This window comes from Deinococcus grandis (genome assembly GCF_001485435.1).
GTDB classification, from domain to species: Bacteria; Deinococcota; Deinococci; order Deinococcales; family Deinococcaceae; genus Deinococcus; species Deinococcus grandis.
In genome coordinates, this window is record NZ_BCMS01000001.1 from 1,571,900 (window position 1) to 1,592,380 (window position 20,481).

General features: G+C 72.6%; 19 protein-coding genes and 2 riboswitches. Of the genes, 4 read left to right on the top strand and 15 right to left on the bottom strand.

What is annotated here, in order from left to right:
- Window positions 1-238 precede the first annotated feature (238 nt).
- Window positions 239-925, bottom strand: coding sequence for an N-acetylmannosamine-6-phosphate 2-epimerase (locus tag DEIGR_RS07770; RefSeq protein WP_058976452.1), 687 nt, complete (start codon window positions 923-925; stop codon window positions 239-241).
- An 87-nt stretch (window positions 926-1,012) separates the two neighbouring features.
- Here DEIGR_RS07770 and DEIGR_RS07775 point away from each other — a divergent pair, with 87 nt between their 5' ends.
- On the top strand, window positions 1,013-2,491 hold the full coding sequence (locus DEIGR_RS07775) for a glycoside hydrolase family 3 N-terminal domain-containing protein (RefSeq protein WP_322787157.1): 1,479 nt from the start codon (window positions 1,013-1,015) through the stop codon (window positions 2,489-2,491).
- 279 nt (window positions 2,492-2,770) lie between these two features.
- On the opposite strand, the gene DEIGR_RS07780 is transcribed toward DEIGR_RS07775, so the two are convergent.
- Window positions 2,771-3,541 (bottom strand): glycoside hydrolase family 16 protein, encoded by a 771-nt coding sequence (locus DEIGR_RS07780; protein WP_058976453.1) that lies wholly within the window; start codon window positions 3,539-3,541, stop codon window positions 2,771-2,773.
- A 12-nt stretch (window positions 3,542-3,553) separates the two neighbouring features.
- Window positions 3,554-3,628, bottom strand: a riboswitch (cyclic di-GMP riboswitch).
- A 129-nt stretch (window positions 3,629-3,757) separates the two neighbouring features.
- On the bottom strand, window positions 3,758-4,723 hold the full coding sequence (locus tag DEIGR_RS07785; protein WP_153013675.1) for a glycoside hydrolase family 26 protein: 966 nt from the start codon (window positions 4,721-4,723) through the stop codon (window positions 3,758-3,760).
- 191 nt (window positions 4,724-4,914) lie between these two features.
- Window positions 4,915-5,001, top strand: a riboswitch (cyclic di-GMP riboswitch).
- Between the two features lie 7 nt (window positions 5,002-5,008).
- Here DEIGR_RS07785 and DEIGR_RS07790 point away from each other — a divergent pair.
- Both DEIGR_RS07790 and DEIGR_RS07795 read left to right on the top strand, forming a co-directional pair.
- The gene (locus DEIGR_RS07790) at window positions 5,009-6,268 is read left to right on the top strand and encodes a glycosyltransferase (protein ID WP_236704692.1); all 1,260 of its coding nucleotides are present in this window, start codon (window positions 5,009-5,011) and stop codon (window positions 6,266-6,268) included.
- A complete protein-coding gene (locus DEIGR_RS07795; protein ID WP_058976454.1) occupies window positions 6,268-6,855 on the top strand; it encodes a hypothetical protein in 588 nt (195 codons plus the stop codon). Before DEIGR_RS07790 ends, DEIGR_RS07795 begins: the two co-directional genes overlap by 1 nt.
- A 209-nt stretch (window positions 6,856-7,064) precedes the next feature.
- Here the strand turns inward: DEIGR_RS07795 and DEIGR_RS07800 are convergent, their stop codons facing one another.
- The 4 genes from DEIGR_RS07800 to DEIGR_RS07815 form a co-directional block, all read right to left on the bottom strand.
- On the bottom strand, window positions 7,065-7,931 hold the full coding sequence (locus DEIGR_RS07800; RefSeq protein ID WP_058976455.1) for a DegV family protein: 867 nt from the start codon (window positions 7,929-7,931) through the stop codon (window positions 7,065-7,067).
- Window positions 7,928-8,812 carry an NAD(P)-dependent oxidoreductase gene (locus DEIGR_RS07805; RefSeq protein WP_058976456.1) on the bottom strand — a complete coding sequence of 295 codons (885 nt, stop codon included), beginning with the start codon at window positions 8,810-8,812 and terminating at the stop codon, window positions 7,928-7,930. Before DEIGR_RS07805 ends, DEIGR_RS07800 begins: the two co-directional genes overlap by 4 nt.
- A 75-nt stretch (window positions 8,813-8,887) precedes the next feature.
- The gene (locus tag DEIGR_RS07810) at window positions 8,888-9,715 is read right to left on the bottom strand and encodes an SDR family oxidoreductase (RefSeq protein ID WP_058976457.1); all 828 of its coding nucleotides are present in this window, start codon (window positions 9,713-9,715) and stop codon (window positions 8,888-8,890) included.
- A gap of 247 nt (window positions 9,716-9,962) precedes the next feature.
- Window positions 9,963-10,559 (bottom strand): TetR/AcrR family transcriptional regulator, encoded by a 597-nt coding sequence (locus DEIGR_RS07815; RefSeq protein ID WP_058976458.1) that lies wholly within the window; start codon window positions 10,557-10,559, stop codon window positions 9,963-9,965.
- Between the two features lie 113 nt (window positions 10,560-10,672).
- Here DEIGR_RS07815 and DEIGR_RS07820 point away from each other — a divergent pair, with 113 nt between their 5' ends.
- Window positions 10,673-13,399 (top strand): YhgE/Pip domain-containing protein, encoded by a 2,727-nt coding sequence (locus tag DEIGR_RS07820; protein ID WP_058976459.1) that lies wholly within the window; start codon window positions 10,673-10,675, stop codon window positions 13,397-13,399.
- Window positions 13,400-13,457: 58 nt separating this feature from the next.
- Here DEIGR_RS07820 and DEIGR_RS07825 read toward each other — a convergent pair whose 3' ends face one another.
- The 8 genes from DEIGR_RS07825 to DEIGR_RS07860 all read right to left on the bottom strand — a co-directional run bounded on the left by DEIGR_RS07825 (window position 13,458) and on the right by DEIGR_RS07860 (window position 20,415).
- Window positions 13,458-14,702 carry an MFS transporter gene (locus DEIGR_RS07825; RefSeq protein WP_058976460.1) on the bottom strand — a complete coding sequence of 415 codons (1,245 nt, stop codon included), beginning with the start codon at window positions 14,700-14,702 and terminating at the stop codon, window positions 13,458-13,460.
- Window positions 14,703-14,741: 39 nt separating this feature from the next.
- Window positions 14,742-15,500 (bottom strand): RluA family pseudouridine synthase, encoded by a 759-nt coding sequence (locus tag DEIGR_RS07830; protein WP_058976461.1) that lies wholly within the window; start codon window positions 15,498-15,500, stop codon window positions 14,742-14,744.
- Entirely contained in the window at window positions 15,497-16,087 is a 591-nt protein-coding gene (locus DEIGR_RS07835) for an NADPH-dependent FMN reductase (protein WP_058976462.1), read from the bottom strand. Before DEIGR_RS07835 ends, DEIGR_RS07830 begins: the two co-directional genes overlap by 4 nt.
- Before the next feature lie 43 nt (window positions 16,088-16,130).
- A complete protein-coding gene (locus DEIGR_RS07840) occupies window positions 16,131-16,496 on the bottom strand; it encodes a hypothetical protein (RefSeq protein WP_058976463.1) in 366 nt (121 codons plus the stop codon).
- A 54-nt stretch (window positions 16,497-16,550) separates the two neighbouring features.
- On the bottom strand, window positions 16,551-18,071 hold the full coding sequence (locus tag DEIGR_RS07845) for a DUF4127 family protein (protein ID WP_058976464.1): 1,521 nt from the start codon (window positions 18,069-18,071) through the stop codon (window positions 16,551-16,553).
- A gap of 288 nt (window positions 18,072-18,359) precedes the next feature.
- The gene (locus DEIGR_RS07850; RefSeq protein WP_058976465.1) at window positions 18,360-19,133 is read right to left on the bottom strand and encodes a serine aminopeptidase domain-containing protein; all 774 of its coding nucleotides are present in this window, start codon (window positions 19,131-19,133) and stop codon (window positions 18,360-18,362) included.
- Window positions 19,130-19,684, bottom strand: a complete 555-nt coding sequence (locus tag DEIGR_RS07855) for a histidine phosphatase family protein (RefSeq protein WP_236704693.1) — start codon at window positions 19,682-19,684, stop codon at window positions 19,130-19,132. Before DEIGR_RS07855 ends, DEIGR_RS07850 begins: the two co-directional genes overlap by 4 nt.
- Window positions 19,681-20,415 (bottom strand): YkgJ family cysteine cluster protein, encoded by a 735-nt coding sequence (locus DEIGR_RS07860; RefSeq protein ID WP_058976466.1) that lies wholly within the window; start codon window positions 20,413-20,415, stop codon window positions 19,681-19,683. Before DEIGR_RS07860 ends, DEIGR_RS07855 begins: the two co-directional genes overlap by 4 nt.
- Window positions 20,416-20,481 lie beyond the last annotated feature (66 nt).

Genomic DNA, 20,481 nt, shown 5'->3' on the forward strand with positions numbered 1-20,481 from the left:
TGGGTGGACTCCGGCGGGGGAACTTGAGAAGGATGTGCGCCGAATGTAGCGGTTTTCCGCCCGGCCCGTCTGAGAACCTGAGCGTGCCCCTCTCATACGGACTCCGATTGAATGGCTTGTAAAGCCGTTCAATCCGAGCGGAGCGAGTGGGAGCGAAACGGGTTCCGGGCGTGGAGTTGACAACCCGGTGCTGTCCCGGGTTGTCAACGAAACAAACGGAACCCGTATCACCGGGTCGTCAGCTTGACCGGTCGCCCGCCACCCCGAGTGCCTGCGCGAACCAGCGCGTCACGTGATCCGGGCGGGTGATCGCGCTGCCCACCACCACCGCGTGCGCGCCGGTCGCCAGCGCCTGCGCGGCCAGTTCCGGCGTGTTCAGTCGTCCCTCCGCGATGAACGGTAGCCCCGCCCCGGACAGGGCGCGCATCAGCGTGAAGTCCGGCCCGGTCTGCTGCGGGCTGTGGGGTGTGTACCCGCTCATGGTGGTGCCCACGATGTCCGCGCCTGCCGCGTACGCCGCCTGCGCCTCCGCCAGCGTGCTCACGTCCGCCATTGCCAGCGCCCCGCAGGCGTGCGCCTCGGCGAGCAGGTCCGCCACCGGGAAGGGGCGGGGCAGGTCCGTGCCGTCGAAGGCCACGACGTCTGCCCCCGCCTGGGCCACCGCGCGCACCTCCTGCGGCGTCGCGGTGATGTACACCGGCGAGCCCGGCTGCGCCTGCTTCGTCAGCCCGATCAGCGGCACGTCCGTCAGGGCCCGCACCGCCCGGATGTCCTCCGGACTGCGCAGCCGCAGACCCCGGGCGCCGCCCAGCAGCGCCGCGCGGCTCATGGCCGCGATGATGCCCGTGTCCCGCATGGGGCTGCCGTCGTCCGCCTGCACACTCACGATCAGGGCGCCCCGCAGGCGCGATAGCACGTCATTCACGCCGCCCAGGGTAGCGGACCGGCGCGGCGAACTGGTGCGCGCCACCTCCGCGCGCGTCCGGGCAGGCGCTGGCGTAGGCTGGGCGGCGTGAGCCCAACCCCGAACGGCCCCCTGTCCGGCGGCGCGCTGGTGATGGTGGACATCCCCGGCCCCACCCTGGACGACGACACCGCCGCGTACCTGCGCCGTCACGGCATCCGCAGCGTGTGCCTGTTCCGCAAGAACGTGGAGTCCGAGGCGCAACTGGCGGCCCTGTGCGCGGACCTGCGCGCCGTGATGGGCGAGCACGCCCTGATCGCCCTGGACCACGAGGGCGGCGCGATCCTGCGCCCCACCTTCTGGCCGTTCGCGCCAGCTGCCATGAGTCTGGGCGCCGCGGGCGACGAGGTGCTGACGGCGGACGTGAATGCCGCCCTGGCGCGGCAGCTGCGGCGCGTGGGCATCAACTGGAACTTCGCGCCCGTGCTGGACGTGAACGTGAACCCCGCCAACCCCGTGATCGGCGAGCGGGCCTTCGGCGCCAACGTGGAGCTGGTCACCCGCATGGGCCGCGCCGCACTGGCAGGGCACGACCGGGCCGGCGTCGCCGCGTGCGTGAAGCACTTCCCCGGACACGGGGACACCAGCCTGGACAGCCACCTCGCGCTGCCCCGCGTGGACAAACCCAGGAACGACCTGGAGGCCGGGGAGTTCGCCCCGTTCCGCGACCTGCTGCCCGTCACGCCCGCCATGATGACCGCGCACATCATCTACCCGGCGCTGGACCCCGCGCGGCCCGCCACGCTGTCCCGCGCGGTCCTGACCGGCCTGCTGCGCGAGGCGTGGGCCTATGACGGGGTGATCGTCACGGACTCCATGGGCATGAAGGCCATTGACGACCACTACGGGCGCGGCGAGGCCGGGGTGATGGCCCTCCTGGCAGGCGCGGACCTGGTCATGGCCCTCGGCCGCCGCGAGGCGCAGGAGGCGACCCTGGACGCCATCCAGGCCGCCCTCGACCGCGGCACGCTGGACGCCGCGCAGATGCAGGCCAGCGTGCGCCGACTGGAGACCCTGGCCGCCCGCTACCCCGCGCAGGCCGACGACACCCTGGACCCGCAGGCGGACGCGGCGCTGCTGGAGGGCGCCTGGGCGCGCGGCCTGAGCGCGTACCGCGACCCGGTCGCCCCGCCCTCCGGTTCACGCGTCCTGCTGGTCGCGCAGGCGAAAGTTCCCCGCGAGAACGTCAGCGAGGCCAGCGTGGACGCCCAGACCCTCGCCGACGACCTGCGCGGCGTATACGACGTGCACCTGCACGCCTTCGACGACCCGGCCGAACTCGACTGGGCCGCCCTGCGCGCCCACGGCCTCCCGGTGATCCTCGCCACCACCTCCCGCCACCGGCACGCCGCGCTGCGAGGGGTCCGCCCGGACCTGCACCTCGCGCTGTACAACCCCTACGCCGCGCTGGACGTGAACGCCCCCGCACTGCTCACCTACGGCTTCCAGGCCGAAGCACGCCGCGCCGCGCTGCGCTGGCTCGGCGGGAACCTCGCGGCGGCCGGCACGCTGCCCTTCCCGGCCTGACCCGACTGGATAGGAGGGCGCTGGCGAGGCCTCCGGGCAGCCACAGGTCAGATCGGGGTCGAACATGCATGCCGCATGTGGCACCAGTCAGATCGGTTCGCTCACTGGACCCCTCCTGGCGCGGGCAGGTCATACCGGATTCAAGTGATTCCACATCATTCGGAGTCGCCCGGTGGCCCCCTCACCCTTCCGTCGCTTCGCGCCTCCCTCCCTCTCCCACAGGGGGAGAGGGGACAACGGAACGCGATCACGGTGCAAGCAAGTCAATTCAATCCCGTATTAGAACGCCTCGAAGCTGATTTCGTCCACCAGCATGTGCACGGTGCCGGTCGTGGCGGTGCCGCCCCACGCGGCGCTGTCGGTGGGCCACACGTTCAGCATGATGTGTGCGGCCTGCTGCGGGACGTTCTGCGTGGTCTCCCAGACTTTCGTGCCGTTCAGGAAGTACGTGACGCGGTCGGGGCGCCACTCGTACGTCAGGGTCTGGAAGCTCTGCCCGAAGGTGACGCCGGTGGGCAGCACGCTGTAACTCTTGTTGTTCACGGTGTTCCACACGGCCGCGTTCAGGGTTCTGGGGCGGTTGCCTTCGATTTCCAGGTCGATCTCGGTGGCGCTCTCGTTCACGAAGCTGAACGCGCCGCTGATGTTCCCGCTCTGGACCTTGCCGCTGCGGGAGGGGTTGGCGCTGGTGCTGGCGGCGCGGAAGCGGTAGGTGTACCGCCCGAAGCCGAAGGTCTGTGCGCTCTGGATCTCGGCGGCGCGGGCGCACAGGCCGGTCGCGCAGGCCTGCACGTTCAGGGTGAGCAGCAGGTGGCCGCCCTTCACGCTGGCGAGCGCCGGGTCGAACCCGCCGGTCAGTCCGGGCGCCTGCCAGAAGCCGGGCCAGCTGGAGCGGATCCAGCGGGCGCTGTCCAGCGTGTCGAAGGTCTCGGTCCAGGTGGCGGCGGCGGGGCGCAGGGTGGTTCCGGTGGCCTGCGGGGTGGACAGGTCGTTGCACGCGGTGAGCCACAGGCCCAGCAGGGCGGCGGCGGCGGTTCGGTGGATGGTCATGTGGCGTCTCCCTCTGGTGGCCCGGCTGACCCTGTGGGTTCCGTGGCTTTGCGTCCCCGCCTCGCGGCGGGTTTGCCCTGAGCATCGGGATGCTCGACTGCGCTGTGAGTGTCTCCTGAAGTCTCCTTCAAACCTCTTACATGAATGCCGCTCCTGGCTGGACAGGACGGCATTCCACCCATCCGGGGGTACGCCGCCGGGTTGGTGCGGGGCTCTTCAGCGGCGCGTGCAGACGCAGCGGCGGAACGCGTCCAGGGACGCCTCGCTGGTCGTGATGCGCCAGTCCACGCGGCCGTCTTTCAGGTGGAACCAGAACGCCCGGCGGATCTGCCCGAAGCCCGGCAGGGCCGCGCACATGTCCCGGATCCACGCGGCCTTGCTGCCGCCCTGCTCCACGCTGGCCAGTTCGCCCAGCTGCACGGGTTTGTCGCCCGCCACGAGCTTCAGCTGCCGGTACGACGCGGCGAAGGTGTCGCGGAAACTCAGCCAGCGGTTCCAGGGGTTGGTGGTGCCCCAGTTGTAGCCGTCCAGGCCGACCTCGTGCACCCACTCGCCGCCCGGGTACAGCGCCCGGTACGAGCTGGGCATGTCGGGGTACAGGATGTTCGGTGTCCACACCCAGCGCACCGGGGCCTTCTCGGCGCGGAACACGTTCACGATCCGCCGCCACGCCCGCACGAAATCCGCGGGGGTGTTGCTGCGGGTCAGCTGGTACGCGCCCCAGTTGCCGTTCATCTCCGGGGCGAAGGTCAAGCGGACCGTCACGCCGCCCCGCCGGATGTCGCGCGCGAACTGCCGCAGGTACGCGTCGTGCCGTCCGGCGGCAATGTCGCGGTACGGCACGCCCCGCACGCCGGACGCGGCGCGCACGCGGGGCTGCCAGGACAGTTCCAGTTCGCGGCCCTGAGCACTCAGGGTGCGGGCGTAGGCCTGGTTGAACGGTGTGTTCCAGTCCTGGAACCAGCGGACCGCGCCGAAGCGGCACCCCAGTTTGCGTTCCAGGGTGTCCAGCACGGCGGGGCTGTCCACCGTCAGCCCGAACACCCCGCAGGAGGGGAGGGGCGCGGCGTGCGCGGACGGCAGGCCGGTCAGGGCCGCGATCAGAATCCACTCATGAAGGGCGCGTGGGCGGAACGGTGTGCGTCTGGCCGGACGGCAGGCGGTTGGGGTGACGGCAGGCATGCACCGCGCATGATGGCAGCGTTCTGGACGGGCTGCACCGATGCCCCCGTCCGGGCCCCCTCTGCCTGTAGGTCCGCTTAACGCTGGCCCAGCGTGCCCCAAAGGTGATGTTCATGGCCCGTCAGTAACGGGCGATTAACGTGTGGTGCGTAGGGTATGGCCGAGGGTCCCCGGACCCCGACCCACCCCACACAATGCCGGGAGGCAACGATACTCGTCTTCGAATCGGTCACCTCATGAGACGAGTGGAGCCAGTGGTGAGACCGCCCCGAGGGAGGCCTCACCATGTCTATTCCTGTCGCTTTGCCGTCCACACTGCTGGGCTGGGTGCTGCTGATCATCGTCACCCTGCTGCTCCTCAAGGCCGTCCTGACGGTCACGCTGGCCTTCGCGCACGCCCGCACCGCCGCCCGCCGACGCGCCCGCGCCCAGGGCGCCCCGCTGCCCGGCGTGAGCGTCATGATCGCCGCGTACAACGAGGAGGTCGGCATCGCCGACACCCTGCGCTCCGTGCTCGCCCAGCAGGGCCCGGCATTGCAGGTGCTCGTCGTGGACGACGGCTCGACCGACGCCACCGCCGCCATCGCCGAGGACTTCGCCCGCACCGACCCGCGCGTCACGGTGCTGCGCAAACCCAACGGCGGCAAGGCCAGCGCCCTGAACCTCGCCGCGGACCACCTGACCTACCCGGTCGCGGTCAGCGTGGACGCCGACTCCGCACTGGCCCCCGGCACGCTGGCCGCCCTGGCCCGGCACTTCCACGACCCACGCGTGGGCGCGGTCGCCGGGGACGTGCGCGTCGCCGGGCCGGTCACGTCCCTGACGCAGATGCAGAACCTGGAGTACAGCGTCGGCCAGCAGATGGAAAAACGCGCGCAGGACATGCTCGGCGCCGTCAGTGTCGTGCCCGGCGCCGCCGGGGCGTTCCGCAGCGACCTGATCCGCCGCCTGCGCTACAGCCACGACACCATCACCGAGGACATGGACCTGACCGTCGCCATCGCCGCCGAAGGCTACGAGGTGCGCTTCGAACCCGGCGCCCTGAGCTACACCGAACCGCCCGTGGATCTACGCAGCCTGTGGCGCCAGCGGATGCGCTGGATGTACGGCACCTTCCAGGTCATGGGCAAGTACCGCCACCTGATCATGAACCCCAGGGGCGGCCGCCTGGGCTGGCTGACGCTGCCGTACGTGCTCGTCTACGGCCTGACCCTGGGTGGCGCAGGACCCATCTTCGACCTCGCCGCGCTGGCCCTGCTGACGCAGCACATGAACGACGCGCTGCTGCCCCTGCTGCTGAACGTCGGCGCGGACGTCGCCGTGGCCGCCGCCGCCCTGCTGCTGGGCCGCCAGTCCCTGCGGCCCCTGCTGATCACCCCCACCCAGCGGCTATTCCTGCGGCCCTTCGTGTCTCTGGTCGTCGTCATGACCTGCGTGACGTTCCTGCGCCGCCGGAACGTCCAGTGGAACAAACTGCCCCGCGTGGGCCTGCGCCTGCCCGGCGCCGCCCCCACCCGCGAGCCCCTGCCGCAGGCGGGCGACTGATGAGCGGCCCGGACCGCCCACGGCCCGCCCGCCGGACCGCGCTGCTCTGCGCCGGACTGGCCGCCGTCGCCCTGAGCGTGCTGGCCACCGCCGGGTCCGCCACGCCCAGTCCGGCACCGTCAAATCAGACGGCGTCCAGTGGCCCGGCCGCCGCTGCCCCCGCCCCCGGGAGCGTGCTGGCCACCCGCACCGTCACCCGCGACGCCCGCACACCCGGCGGCGAGATCGCCGGGCAGGTCACGGTCACCGTGCAGCTCGTGCGTGACGGGGCGGAGGTCCAGGCCCGCGCGACCTTCCAGTCCACCCTGCCCGGCCCGGCCGTCGCCACCGGCACGCTGCGCCTGCTGGACGGGCGCGGCAGCGAGGTCACCCGCAGCAACCCGCGCCAGACGGCCGCCCTGGACCCCGGCAGCACCCCGGTCCTCGTGACGCCCCGCAGTCCCCTGGCCGACCACGCCGGGGCCGCGTGCGTGGACGCCACCCTGAACGTCTGGAGCGGCCCGCAGGCCCCAGGCCCGGACGCCCGGGTGCGCAGCGGCCCGGCACTGGAACCCACCGTGTTCACCGTCCAGGTCTGCCACGCCTGAACGCGCACCGGCGCGGCCGGATGACGCGGGGGGACCCCTCACCCTGCCGTCGCGACCCACACAAATGCGAGTCCCATGCAGGGAGAGGGGAGAACGGGACTCACTCGTGTCGGAAGCAGGTCACGGTCATCCTGTTTCGCAGCGCGGGGCAGCGCCCGCCAGGACTCGATTCCCGGCGGGCGCTGCCCCGCGTCCTCGACGCCGGGCGGTCAGCGGTCCCAGGGCCACGCGCCGGGCGCGGCGGCCAGGCCCAGGGCGCGCGGGCCGACGTGGACACTCAGGACCGGGTTCACGCCGGTCCGGTCGGACCACACGATGGGGTGGCGCGCCGCGAGCTGCGTCAGGGCCGTGTCGGCGTCCTCGGGGTGATCGCCGAACAGCAGGCCCACGCGCAGCGGGGTGCCCTCGCCGAAGCGGCGGGTGACCTGTTCGGTCAGCGCCTGGATCGCGCCGCGGTACGAACGGGCCCGCGCGGCGTTCGTGTACGTCCCGGCGGCCTTGTCCACGGTCACGACGGGTTTGAGGTTCAGCAGGCCGCCCACGGCCGCCTGCACGCGCCCTATCCGGCCGCCGCGGCGCAGGTACTCCAGCGTCTCGATGGTGAAGTACAGTTCCGTCTCGGCGTGTACGGCGCGCAGCCACTCGCGGGCCTCGGCGACGCTCAGGCCGCGCTGCGCGGCGGTGACGGCGGCGTGGACCTGGAAGGCCAGGGCGGCGCTCAGCGTGCCGCTGTCGTGCAGCGTCACCTGCGGCCCACCCTCCAGGAGCTGCCGGGCCTGATCGGCGGAGTTGTGGCTGCCGCTCAGGGCGGCGCTGGTGGTCACGGCCAGCACCTCGGGCGTGCCGGGGGCCTGCATGGCGGTCATCCAGTCCTGCGGGGTGGGCTGGGCGCTGGTGGGGTGGGTGGGGTTGGTCTGGAGCTGCCGGTACAGGTCCTCGCGGGTGATCTCGGTCATGCGGTAGGTGGTGCTGCCGAAGTTCACGGCGAACGGCGCGACCGGCACCTCGCCATGCAGGGTGGGGTAGACGTCGAGGCCGCCGTCGGTGACGACGCCGAAGCGGGGGGTGGTGGTCATCGGATCTCCTGGGCGTTCATCGCCTCGATCAGTTTCAGGGCGGCGGTGTGGTCCTCGGCGGGGCCGACGGCGTGCTGCGCGGCGCGCAGGAGTGCGGCGACCTGCGCGATGACCGGGGCGCTGCCCTGCACGCCCTGTGTGAGGTCCACGGCGATCCCGGCGTCCTTGGCGAGCAGGCCCAGCGCGAACGTGGCGGGGAATTCGCGGGTCAGGACGCGCTGCGGGATGAGGTTCTCGCTGGCGTTGCTGCGGCCGCTGCTGGCGTTGATGACGTCCAGCGCGGCGCCCAGGTTCACCCCGGCGCGCCCCAGCACGGCCAGGCCCTCGCCGGTCGCCCAGAGGGTCACGCCCAGCAGGGCGTTGTTCACGGCCTTCACGGCGAAGCCCGAGCCGGTCCCGCCGACGTGCACGACCTTGCCCGCGAAGGCCAGGTGGGGCCGCGCGGCGTCCAGCGCGGCGGCGTCCCCGCCGACCATGACGGTCAGGCGGCCCTGCCGCGCGCCGGCCGTGCCGCCGCTGACCGGGGCGTCCAGGAACGTGACGCCCTGCGCGGCCAGTTCGGCGGCCTGCCGGGTGGCGGCGTCCGGGTGGCCGCTGGTGCAGTCCACCCAGGTCGCGCCGGGGCGCAGGTGGGGGCGCATCTGGTTCATGACCTCGTCCACCTCGGCGCTGGTGGGCAGGCACGTGAAGATCACGTCGGCCGTGGCGGCTTCCGCCAGCGTGGCGGGGTGCGTGCCGTGCGCGGCGGCGTGCGCCCCGGCTTTCGCGGCGGTGCGGTTCCAGACCAGGGCGCGGTGCCCGTGCGCGCGGGCGTGCGTGGCGAGGTGCGCGGCCATCGGGTCGCCCATGGCGCCCAGGCCAAGGAAGGCTAGTGTGGTCATCAGGTGTTCAGCGTAGTGGGGTCGGAGGCGCGGCCCCCGCAAAACTGAACCCGGTGCAAAAAGACGGGCTGCGGATCAGTTCAGGTGCGCGTTCACCGTCGCCTCGCTCAGCTCCCACAGGCGCAGGGCCGTCCCGTCGTCCTGCGCCTGCGGGGCGGGCGTGGTCTCGCGCGAGTCGCTGAAGTACCGGCCGGTCACGTTCACCGGGTCCGCCGCGAGGTGGATGGTCGTCTGCGCGCCCTGCTCGGGCGTGATCGCGAAGCGGTCCACGAGGCGGTACGCGCGGCTGACCCACCCGCCGTTGTTGTGCGCGAAGCCCGTGGCGACCATGCCGGGGTGCAGGCTGTTGCTCTGGATGCCCGGCTCGCGCCGCGCGAGTTCCCGCGCGAACAGGATGTTCGCCAGCTTGCTCTGCGCGTACGCCGCCCACCCGCCGTAGCCCCGGCGGAATTCCGGGTCGTCCAGGCGGACGCGGCCCGTGATGTGCGCGGCGGACGCGACCGTCACGACCCTGGGGGCGTTTCCGGCGCGCAGCAGCGGCAGCAGCTCGCGGGTCAGCAGGAACGGCGAGAGGTGGTTCAGCGCCCAGGTCTGCTCGGTGCCCTCGCGGGTCTCCTGCCGCGTGGTGAAGAACGCCCCGGCGTTGTTGATCAGGACGTCCAGGCCTTCCCCGCGCGCCGTGAACTCCTGCGCGGCCCGGCGGACCTGGGCCAGTTCGCTCAGGTCCGCGAGCAGCGTCGCCTGCGCGCCGATGTCGCGGGCGACCTGCGCGGTCTTGTCCGGGTTGCGGCCCACGATGGTCACGTGCGCGCCGCGCGTCACGAGTTCGCGGGCGGTGATCAGGCCGATCCCGCCGGTCGCCCCGGTGATCAGGACGCGGCGGCCATGCATGCTGGTCGTCATGCGCCCAGGATAGAGGCTGCGCCTCGTCCGCGACGGCGAGCCCGGCGACAGAAGCGCGCGGGCGGGAAGCCGGTGGGCCGCGCGGCGGGACCACGGGAAGAGAGGCCGCGCTCTGCTGAGTCCGGCCTCTCGCGCTGCGGACTTCACTCGGCCCGCGTATTCACTTGTGCGCTGGTGACGTCATGGTACGCCGCCGGGACTCACAGGAGTGTCACACCCGGGTAGAGCACTTCTTCACGCTCGGTCTTCATGTTTGCCCGGGCGCCGTACCCTGAAGTCCGGCCTGCACGAAGCGGTCCAGGGTGTCGGCGAGCGCCGCGACCTGCGCCGGGCCGAGGTTCGCGGTGATGGCGTGCGTGGCGGTCGCCTGCAGCAGCAGGGTCAGGCAGGTCAGCAGGTACGGGGTGCGACCGCGGCCTCCCGGGGGGGTGACGTGATGCTGGAGTCGCGTTTCGAGGTCGTGGAAGACCGCCAGTCGGCGTTCGGTGAAGGCCGGGCCGCTGCCGCTCTGGAGAAGGGTCAGCAGTGGCCGCTCCTCGATGAGCTGCGAGAGGATCGTGGCGAACGGGCGGGGCTGGGCGTTCAGGTCGCGCAGCAGGGGCGCCAGCCGCTCCTCGAATTCGGTCAGGCGCAGGTCGAGCAGTTCGCCCAGGATGTCGGCGGTCGAGGTGAAGTAGGCGTACACGGTGGGGCGGGAGATGTTCAGGTGCGCGGCGATGTCGCCCATGCTGACCGCCTCGAACCCCTGGGTGGTGAACAGGCGCTCGCTGCCGCCCAGGATCTGCTGGCGCCGGTCGGCGGAGGGCAGGCGTCGCCGGGGCGTGGGGGAGGCGGGGGCACTCATGCCCCCAGTCTAGCAGGTTGCTGACAATTTGTCACTTGACAGAGTGTAGATTGCGGCGCACACTACAACCAGTTGACGGAACGTCAGAAGCCGGAATTCTCACCGAGGTGCCCATGACCCAGCCCCCACCCCCCCGCCCCTCCCTGCACGACAGCTACCGCGCCCTCACCCCGGCCGAACGCGGCCTGTGGCGCTACCCGATCATGTGGGCCGCCGCCGCGGCCTTCCTGTTCATCCCCATCACCTACGTCGCCGTGTACCTCATGAGCGTCTGGGATCCCGCCGGGAACCTGAACCAGCTGCCCGCCGCCCTCGTGAACCTCGACCGGGGCACCGTCTCCCGCGGCGAGAAGATCAACGTCGGCCAGGACCTCGTCAAGGAACTCCGGGACGACCCCCCGGTGAACTTCCGCAGCTACCCCAGCGTGGCCGCCGCCCAGCAGGCCGTCCGCGACGGCGAGGTCTACTTCGCCCTGACCATCCCCGCCGACTTCAGCCAGAAGGCCGTGGCGGGCAGCAGCGCCCAGCACGGCCTGCTCCAGCTGTACCGCGCGCCGGGCCTGAACTACTACGCCAGCACCGTCGCCGACCGCGTGGCCGACACCATCGCCACCAACCTGAACGCCACACTCGGCGAGAACCGCTGGGACGTCGTGCAGACCAGCCTGAAAGACGTGCAGGACGGCTTCGCGGACATCCGCGACGCCACCCGCACACTCGCCGACGGCGCCCAGACGCTCACCGACGGCACCCGAAAACTGAACAATGGTGCGGGCGACCTCCAGACCGGCGCGGGCAAACTCGCAGGCGGCGCCGACAAACTGGCCGACGGCGCCGGGACCCTCAGCGGCGGCGTCACCCGCCTGACCGGCGGCGTCACCCAGCTGGGCAGCGGCCTGCGCCAGCTGGAACAGGCCGCCCCCGGCAGGCAGCAACTGCAACCCCTGCGCGACGGCGCCGCGAAACTCACCGCCGGAGCGACCAGCCTGAGCGGCGGCCTGACCAAACTCGCCGCCGGGGGCGACCAGCTCGCCGCGGGCGCCGCGAAACTGAACGCCGGGGCCACCCAGGTCGCGGGCGGCAACGCCCAGCTCGCCACGCAACTGCCGCAACTGGCCGGTGGCCTGGGCGACCTGAACAAGGGAGCACAGCAGCTCAGCGGCGGGGCCGCCCAGCTGCGCAGCGGCGTCGCCAGCGGTCTGAAACCCGCCGTGGACGGCGCCGTGCAACTCCAGGCCGGAGCCCAGAAGCTCGGCGCGGGCCTCGGTCAAGCAAAAGGCGGAGCGCAGAAGGCCGCCGACGGCGCCGGGCAACTCGCCGCCGGACTGCCGAAACTGAGCAGCAGCCTCGGGCAGCTGCAGACCGGCGCGCAGACCCTCGCGGGCGGCGCCGGGCAGCTGAGCACCGCCCTGAAAGGCACGCCCGCCGCCACCGGCGCGACCAACCTCCAGAGCGGCGCCACGCAACTCGCGGGCGGCCTGGGGCAGGCGCAGACGGCTGCGCAGACCGCCAGCAGCGGCGCGCAGCAGCTCGCCACGCAGCTGCCGGGCCTCGTCAGCGGCCTGGGAGACCTCCAGACCGGCGCGAACCAGCTTCAGGCGGGTGCCGACAAGTTACAGTCGGGCCTGACCAGCGGCAGCAAGAGCCTGCAGGACGGCGCCGCGCAGGTGCAGAGCGGCGCGCAGAAACTCGCGCAGGGCGCCGCCAGCGCCCAGGCCGGGGCGCAGAAGGCCGTGACCGGCGCGCAGCAGCTCGCGCAGGGCAGCAAGCAGGTCCAGAGCGGCGCGCAGAGCCTTCAGAGCGGCGCCAGGAGCCTCGCGGACAACACCCGCAAGGCCGCGCAAGGTGCCCAGACCCTCGCGAGTGGGGCGAAAGACTTCCAGGCGGGCGTGAACAAACTCGCGGACGGCAACGAGAAGATCAAGGGCGCGCTGGGGCAGATCACCACGAAACTCCCCGCTCAGAAGGACCTCAACAGCCTGAACAGTGGCGGCAAGACCCTCGCCAGCAGCGCCCGCCAGCTCGCCGACGGCGCCAGCAGCCTCGAAAGCGGCACCCGCACCCTCAAGAACGGCACCGGGGACCTGCTGGACGGCGCGCAGAAACTCACCGACGGGCTGAACGAACTGCACGACAAGGTCCCCGCCAGCATCGAGCAACTGGGCGGCGACCCCACCGGCCTCGCCGAGAGTGTGCAGGTCCGCACCACCAACTTCGCGGACGTCCCCAACAACGGCAACGCCTTCGCGCCGTACTTCATCGCGCTGGCCCTGTGGGTGGGCGCCACCATGACCACCTTCATCTTCCCGTACCTGCTGCTGCCTGAAAGTGGCCGCCAGACCCGGCAGGCCGCCCGCGTGGCCCGCAAGCTCACGCAGCCGCTGCTGATCGTGCTGGGGCAGGCGATCATCGTCGTGATCGGCGTGCGCCTGATGGGCGTGCAGTTCGCTACCCCCGGACAGGTCATCCTGACCACCCTGGCGGGCAGCGTGACGTTCCTGCTGGTCATCCTGGCCCTGAACCTCCTGATCGGCCCCGCCGGGCGCATCCTGGCCCTGGTGCTGCTGATCGTGCAGCTCGCCGCGAGCGGCGGCAGCTACCCGGTGGAACTCAGCAACCCGTTCTTCCAGACGCTGCACAACGTCATCCCCGTCACGGACGTCATCAACGCGCTGCGCCACGCGATGTTCGGCGCGTTCGAGGGGCAGTACTGGACCTTCATGGGCCGCATGGGCGTCGTCGCGCTGATCAGTCTGATCGTCGCGCTGCTCAGCCGCCGCCGCTGGGTGTACACCGACGACCGGAATTTCCGCTCCCCGATCATCACCGACGTCGGCTGAACCCGGCAAACAACGGCCCCCACCTTCCGCAGAGGGTGGGGGCCGCTGCTGTTCCCGGTCAGGCCGCAGCTTTCCGCGTGTCCGGCACGTTCCGCACCAGGATCACGCCCAGCAGGAAGAACGCCGCCGCGATCCCGAACACCAGCGTGTACCCCAGGTTCCCGCCCTGCGCGTTCCCCCAGTCGAGCAGCTGCCCCTGCGGCAGCCCCACGAACTGCGGCGCGACGAACGCCACGTGCCAGATGCCCATGTCCCGCGCGTAGCTCTTCTCGCTGGGCATCGCGTCGCTGCCCAGCGCCCAGTCCACGCTCGTGAACGCCCCGAAGCCCAGCCCGAACGCGACCGACAGCGCCAGCGCCACCGCGAAACTCGGCGCGAGCAGCAGCAGCAGCGCCGCGACCGCCATGGTCGTCCCCGCCACGTAGATCACGGGCTTGCGGCCGACACGGTCACTCAGCTGCCCACCCACCACCGCCGACAGGATGCTCGCCACGATGATGCACGCCAGCATCAGCGAACTGCTCAGGACCTCGTTGCGCTGGCGCAGCACGTCCCCGGCGTAGTACTGCAGGAACGGCTGCACGCTGTACTGCCCCAGCGCGAACAGCACCCGCGTGATGAACACCCACAGGAACGGCTTGAACGTGAACAGCTGCGTCCACGGCATGCTCTCCCCGGTCCGCGCGGGCGGCGCGTCCCCCTCCGGCACGCCCCGCATCGTGATGACCGCCGGGACGACCAGCGTCAACGCGATCAGCACGAACCCCACCACCTGCGGCAGGCCCAGCTGCCCGATCGCGATGCCCGCCACGGCGCCCAGCAGCTGCGCGGTCGCCTGCAGCATCCCCATGATCCCGCTGTAGCGCCCGCGCAGTTCCGGCGGCACCAGCTGCGGAATCAACGCCGAGTACGGCGCCGTCGCGTAATTGTTCCCCAGTTGCACCAGCAGGAACCCCAGCAGGTACACCCAGAAGCCCGTCATGCCGCCCAGCGTCGCGACCGCCACGCCCATCACCGCCAGACCCGCGAGGTTCACGCCCACACCCAGCTTCAGGTACGGCAGGCGCCGCCCGGTCCGGTCACTGTGCGCGCCTACCAGTGGCGGCACGACCAGCGCGATGATCGCCCCGATGGCGGTCAGCGCCCCCAGGTACGTCCCTTTCTGCGCCTCGCCCACGAAACTCACCACGTTCGTGGGCATCAGGATCGTCAGCAGCAGCAGCCAGTGAAAGGCGGAACCGAACCAGAACGCGGACAGCACCCAGGGACTCACCCTGGGGCGTGAAGTGGAGGCAGAGGTCATCGTCCGGCGAGTATACGTGCGCCGCTCACGTTTCAGGGCTCAGATGTCGTCGGGCGGCAGCGCGTCCCAGTACGCCCGCAGGTCCGGTGCGAGCGGCACCTCCGCCACCACCTGCGCGCCCGCCCACGGGAATGCCACGCGCGCCGCGTGCAGCGCCTGCCGCGCCAGCCCCAGCCGCGCCGTCAGTTCCGGCGTCTGGCCCTCCTCCATGAAGCGCAGGAACACCCCGGGGTCCCGCCCGTAGATCTTGTCCCCGACCATCGGCAGGCCCAGGTGCGAGAGGTGCGCGCGGATCTGATGCAGCCGCCCAGAGCGGGGATACGCCTCGATCAGCGCGTGCCCGGCGCGGCGGGCCACCACCCGGAAGTCCGTCACGGCGGGCCGCCCGTCCGGCACGACCCCCTGCCGGATGGCGATGCGGTTCGCGCCGCCCAGCCCCAGGTCACCCAGCGGGGCGTCCAGCGTGCGCCGCTCCCAGTCCGGCGAGCCGTGCACCACCGCGAGGTACGTCTTGCCGACCAGATGCGTCTTGAACAGCGTGAAGAACCGCTGCGCCGCCTCCCGGTCCCGCGAGAGGACCTGCGCGCCGCTCGTCTCACGGTCCAGCCGGTGCGGGGGCGCCAGGTCCGCCTCGCCCGTCTCGCGCTGCATGAACGTCAGCAGGTCCGGCACGTCCACCCGCGCCCGCACCGGGTGCGTCAGCCACAGCGCGGGCTTGTGCACCACGTAGAAATCCGGGTGCTCCAGGATCACGCGCGGCTTCTCGGTGGGCGGCAGCAGGGGCGCGCGGGCGGTCACAGTTCCCACACGCTGGCGTAGTCTCGGCCCCGCAGGCGCGCCGAGAGGTCCACGCCCCGGTCCACCGTCCGCGAGAGCCGCGCGCGCAGCCACTCGCCCGGCACGCCCGGCGCGTCCCAGTGCGCGGAGGTGGCGTACACGAAGTGCGGGTTCACCACGCAGCGGAAATCCACCATCAGCCCGAACGCGAACGCCCCGTGACTCAGGTACCCGTGATCCAGTCCGCCGGACACCAGGAACGTCACGGGCCGGTCGAACCACGCGCCGTGCAGGCCGCGCGCCGCGTCGCTGCTGCCGGTCAGTTCCACCAGCGCCTTCACGCCCGAGCCCAGCCCCCAGTTGTACACGGGCACACCCAGGAACACGCCGTCCGCCTCGCGGATCGCGCGGTGGTAGACCTCGGCGTGTGGGTGCGCGTAGCAGCCCTGCGGGCCCTGGTCGTTGTCGAAGGGCGGCAGGGCTGCCACGCGCAGGTCGAGGTGCGTGACCTCGTGCCCCTGCGCGTGCAGCTGCGCGGCCGCGAGGTCACACAGCCACGCGCTGCGGCTGTCCGGGTCGAGGCTGGTGGAGAGGACGGCGAACTTCACCCGGACAGGGTAGCGTCCCGCCGGCCGGGTGACCCGGCGCGCGTCACTCGGTGGTCGTGTGGACCGCGCCGCCCTCGCCCACCACCACGCGCGTCGCCTGCCGGTCCAGTGAGCCCAGCGCCACCTCGGCCCCGCCCACCTGCACGGTCGCCTGTTCCCCGTCCACCGGCACCCGCCACGACTGGTGCGGCCACAGCCGCGCCCGCTCCACGCAGCCGGCCGGGCCGCACACCCGCAGGCCCGAGAGGACCTCGCCGCTGCGGTTGACGACCTCCACGCCGCCCGCCACGCCGAACAGCAGCCACGCCCACGCCACCAGCGTCCCCAGGCCCAGCAGGCCGCCCGCCACCGACCAGGCAGGGGAGGGGGCAGCAGGCCGGGTGCGGGCGGTGGGTGCGGGCGCGTTCATGCCCCCAGTGTGCCGCGCGCGCGTCTGGGCCGCATCAGCCGATTGGTGCAGGTGTCAGGCTCCGCTGGACGGTCCGGCCGCCGTGACCGTCAGCGGCACCACTCCGGTGAACAGGCGCGGCCACGCCAGATGCGGCTTGCCTAGCTCCAGAGTCAGGCCGCGCCCCGCGAAGTGCGCGTCCCACACCGCCTGCACGCGCGGGGGCAGCAGCTCACGCAGGGCCGACTCGGCCTCCGCGCGCTGCTCGCCCAGGTCGAAGGGACTGGGGCTGCCCAGCCGCTCGCGGACCAGCGACCGGACCTCGCCCTGGTACAGCACGTCGTCCGCGATGCGGGCCAGCAGCGCCTCCGCCTGCGCCGCCCGGTCGGTCACGAGCGGCGCGAGCTTCCCGAACGCCACCGCCGACCCCAGCGTGTTCCCCGCCGTGTTCCACGCGCTGAACCCCGCCAGATCCGCCAGGGGCAGCCCCCCCATCAGCGTCCACAGCCGCGCCTCGGCGCCGTTCGGGTACGCGATGTCCGCCACGCTCACCGCCCGCCCGGCCCGCAGGTCCGCGCGCAGCGCGTCCACGAAGGCCGGGAGGTGCCGGTGCGGCGTGTCCACCACCGCGAAGTCCGGCTGCCGGTGCGCCTGCCGCGTGCCCGGCGTGTTCACCGCCAGCACGAACGCCGCCTCCTGCACGGAGTCCGCCAGCCGGCAGCCCGCCGCGCGCAGGTGCGCCCGCACGAGTTCCCCCGCCGGCCGGTCCTCGTACAGCAGCTCCGCACCCGCCCCGCCCAGGCCACTGAAGCGCACCCACACCGGCACCTCCTCCGGGCGCAGCGCGCGGGCCAGCAGCGCGCACGGCACCTCGTCCGCGCCGGGGTACACGTCCAGGCGGTCCCACACGCCCAGCTCGTCCGCGCGGGCCTCCAGTAGGCGTCGGTCGAAGGCCGCCAGCCCGTACGGCGTGGTGTCGTCCAGCGTGAGACACAGGTGACTCAGCACTCCACCCGAAAGCAGGTCCAGCGCGGCCAGATGCAGCGCCCGGTTGCGCTCACGGGTGCCCACCCAGTCCGCCAGGATGTCCGCCGGAACCGCCGCGCGGGCCGCGTCCAGCGCCGCGCGTTCCGCCTCGCCGTGCCGCGCGTGCCGGTCGAAGGCCGTCGAGTACGCCCGCAGCTCGCGGCCCCAGTCGCCGTAGTACGCCTTCTCCTCGTGCGGGTCGTTGTCGTGCGCCACCCGCACGATCACCCCGAAGGCATAGATCCGCAGGGCCGGATTCACTGCTTTCAACTCAGCCAGGATCGCCAGCCGCGAGAGCGCCCCCGCCAGCGGGTCCGACACCCGCCGCGCCGGGATCATCCCGCCCAGGCACAGCGTCTCCAGGCACACCACCAGCACGTCCGCGTCCGCCGCCCCGGCCCGCAGCCACGCTGCGAGCGCCCCGGTGTCGCCCGGCGTGAAGAAGTCCGGCAGCGCCGCCGCCGGGGGCACCCGCACCTCCGCGCCGGTCATGCGCCCCAGCTGCACGGGCAGGTCCAGGGTGGGCGGGCGGGTATCCGGCGGAACGAGCAGCACACGCGGCGCACGCACCGGCGGCGATTCCCGTGAGTCAGGGACGGTATCGGCACACCGTTCAGCCGTATCGGTCGGGTTCGACTGCGACTCAGACGTACTCCGGTTGACAGGTGTGCACCAGCGTACAACCCGGGCAGCTTCGGAGGGCTGCGGAGCAGAGCGAGCAGGATAGCAACGGGGACCGGCCGTGGAGTGGGCAACCCGATGTCCTTCCGGGGGGTGAACGAAACAGACGGAATCCGTATCAGCGCCGCGCTCTGTCATCCGCCCGAGGCTAGCAGGTGCGTGCCGTCCGGGGCGCGCTCAGGTGCTGCCCAGCAGGAACGCCAGCGTGTCGTCCCGCATCCGCACGCTGGTGTAATGCCCGACACCCGGATACACCGACTCACGCAGGGCCTCCGGGCACCCCGCCGAGGCGTACGCCGCGCGGTAGGCGGCCACGGTGGGCGCGTGATGCTCCTCCAGTGGGAACACCGGGTCCGCCCCGCCACTGCCCAGGAGCAGCGGCGTGGGCACGGCGTCCGCCGCGTGCACCAGCGGGCGATGCCGGTCAAGGAACGCCTGGAGGTCCGGGCGGCGCACCTCCGGTTCGTGCCACACGCCGGACGTGATCAGCGCCGCCGCCCGCGCGACCCGCGCCTCCGTCCGCGCGAGGGTCTGCGTCACGTACCCGCCCATGCTGGACCCCACCACCCACACCGGCACCCGCCCGTAGGCCGCCTGCGCGGCGTCTAGCAGTGCCGGCGCCTCCGCGACCGTGCGGCGCACGCTCTCCCACACGAACTTGCGGGCGTTCAGACCCGGCGGGGTGTCGCCCTGCCGTTCGCCGTGCAGCGCCGCGTCCGGCAGGACCACCGCCGCGCCCCACGCGGCCAGCGCGGCGTACACGCCCAGCTTGCCCTCCTTGGCCGCCCACGCGCCGTGGTACACGACGCAGACCGCCCGCACCTCCCGGCCCGGCGCGGGGCGTTCCACCAGACACGGGACGCCCGCCAGGAGGTGCCGTTCCACCGCGTACGGCTGCCCGCCCACCAGCGGTGCGGCGTGCGGATCACCCGGGTGAAACGCGCGGGTCACGCCGGGAGACCCAGGCGGGTCGGCGTGCCCCCCGGCATCCAGAGCCACACGTCCGGATTGCGCAGCGCCGCCCACCCGTCATGGCCCAGGCCCAGCAGCAGCGCCAGGAGGTTGCCGTGGGTGACGACCACCGTCACGCCCGCCGGGTCGCGGTGCGTGTCCAGCGCCGCCTGAGCGCGCCCCCGGGCCGCCGCGCCGGACTCGCCGCCCGGCAGGGCCAGCGTGTCGTCCGCGAAGCTGTCCCGCAGCCGCTCGCGCCAGTCCGCGCGGGGCACGCCGGTCAGGACCCGCTCGGTCAGGCGGTCGTCGGGCGTGACCGGCAGACCCAGCGCCGCCGCCAGCGGGGCCGCCGTGTCCACGGCACGAAGCCACGGGCTGCTCACGATCCGGGTGACGCCCAGTCCGCGCAGCGCGGGCACCAGCCCGGCCGCGCCCGCGTGCCCCTCCCCGGTCAGGTCCGCCCCGGGTTCCTGCCCCGCCGCGCGGGCGTGCCGCACCAGCAGCAGCGTCCCAGACGGCAGGGGAGAGGCCGACAGGGCCGGGGCGGTCACGCGAATTCCAGCAGCATGCGGTGCGCCAGCCCCCGCCCCGACGCCCGCTGCCACGCCGCGCGCGTGTCCCCGGCCATGATCGCCGCCATGAACCGCTCGTCCCGCGCCAGGGTCGTCAGCACCCAGTAGTCGCCCCAGACTTCCACCCCCCAGGCGTCCACCATCGCCCGCGACGCCGTCTCCCAGATCGGTTCGCTCAGGTGCTCCAGCGGCGCGATGAAATGCAGTTCGCCGTCCGTGCCGGGCGTCCGCGCGACCTCACGGCGGTACTCGGCCCGCTCACGGGCGGTCATGCGCTCCCACACGCCCGCCTCGCAGAAATGCGCCGGGAACGCGCTGAACGTGTCCCGGCAGCGCGTCGGGCGCGCCTCGTAGCGGCTGCACCCGCCGGTCTCCCGGTCCAGGATCGGGCAGAAGCCCACCTCGGTCCGGTGACGCTGCACGTACTCGTCGTCACTGCGGGCCGTGCGGGCATTCGCGATCGCCGCGCGGGCGTGGGCCTCGACGGCCGCCGCCAGCCCCTCGTCCAGCTCGGCGGCCATCACGAGCGCCTCGGCCAGACTCACGCGGATCGGCATGTTGCAGCACGCCACGCACCCCGACGCGCAGTACACCCGCCCGCCCTGACGCGCGTAGCGGTCCATCCACTCCCCCGCGCGCCGCCCGTAGCGGTCGTACGCGCGCCGCACGGCCTCTGTCACGTCACGGTTCACTGCCTGCACCTCACTCATCCGCGCAGCCTAGAGCATCCGCCCCCGCCCGACCGTGCGCCGCGCGTCCCCTGCGCGGCGGGGCGC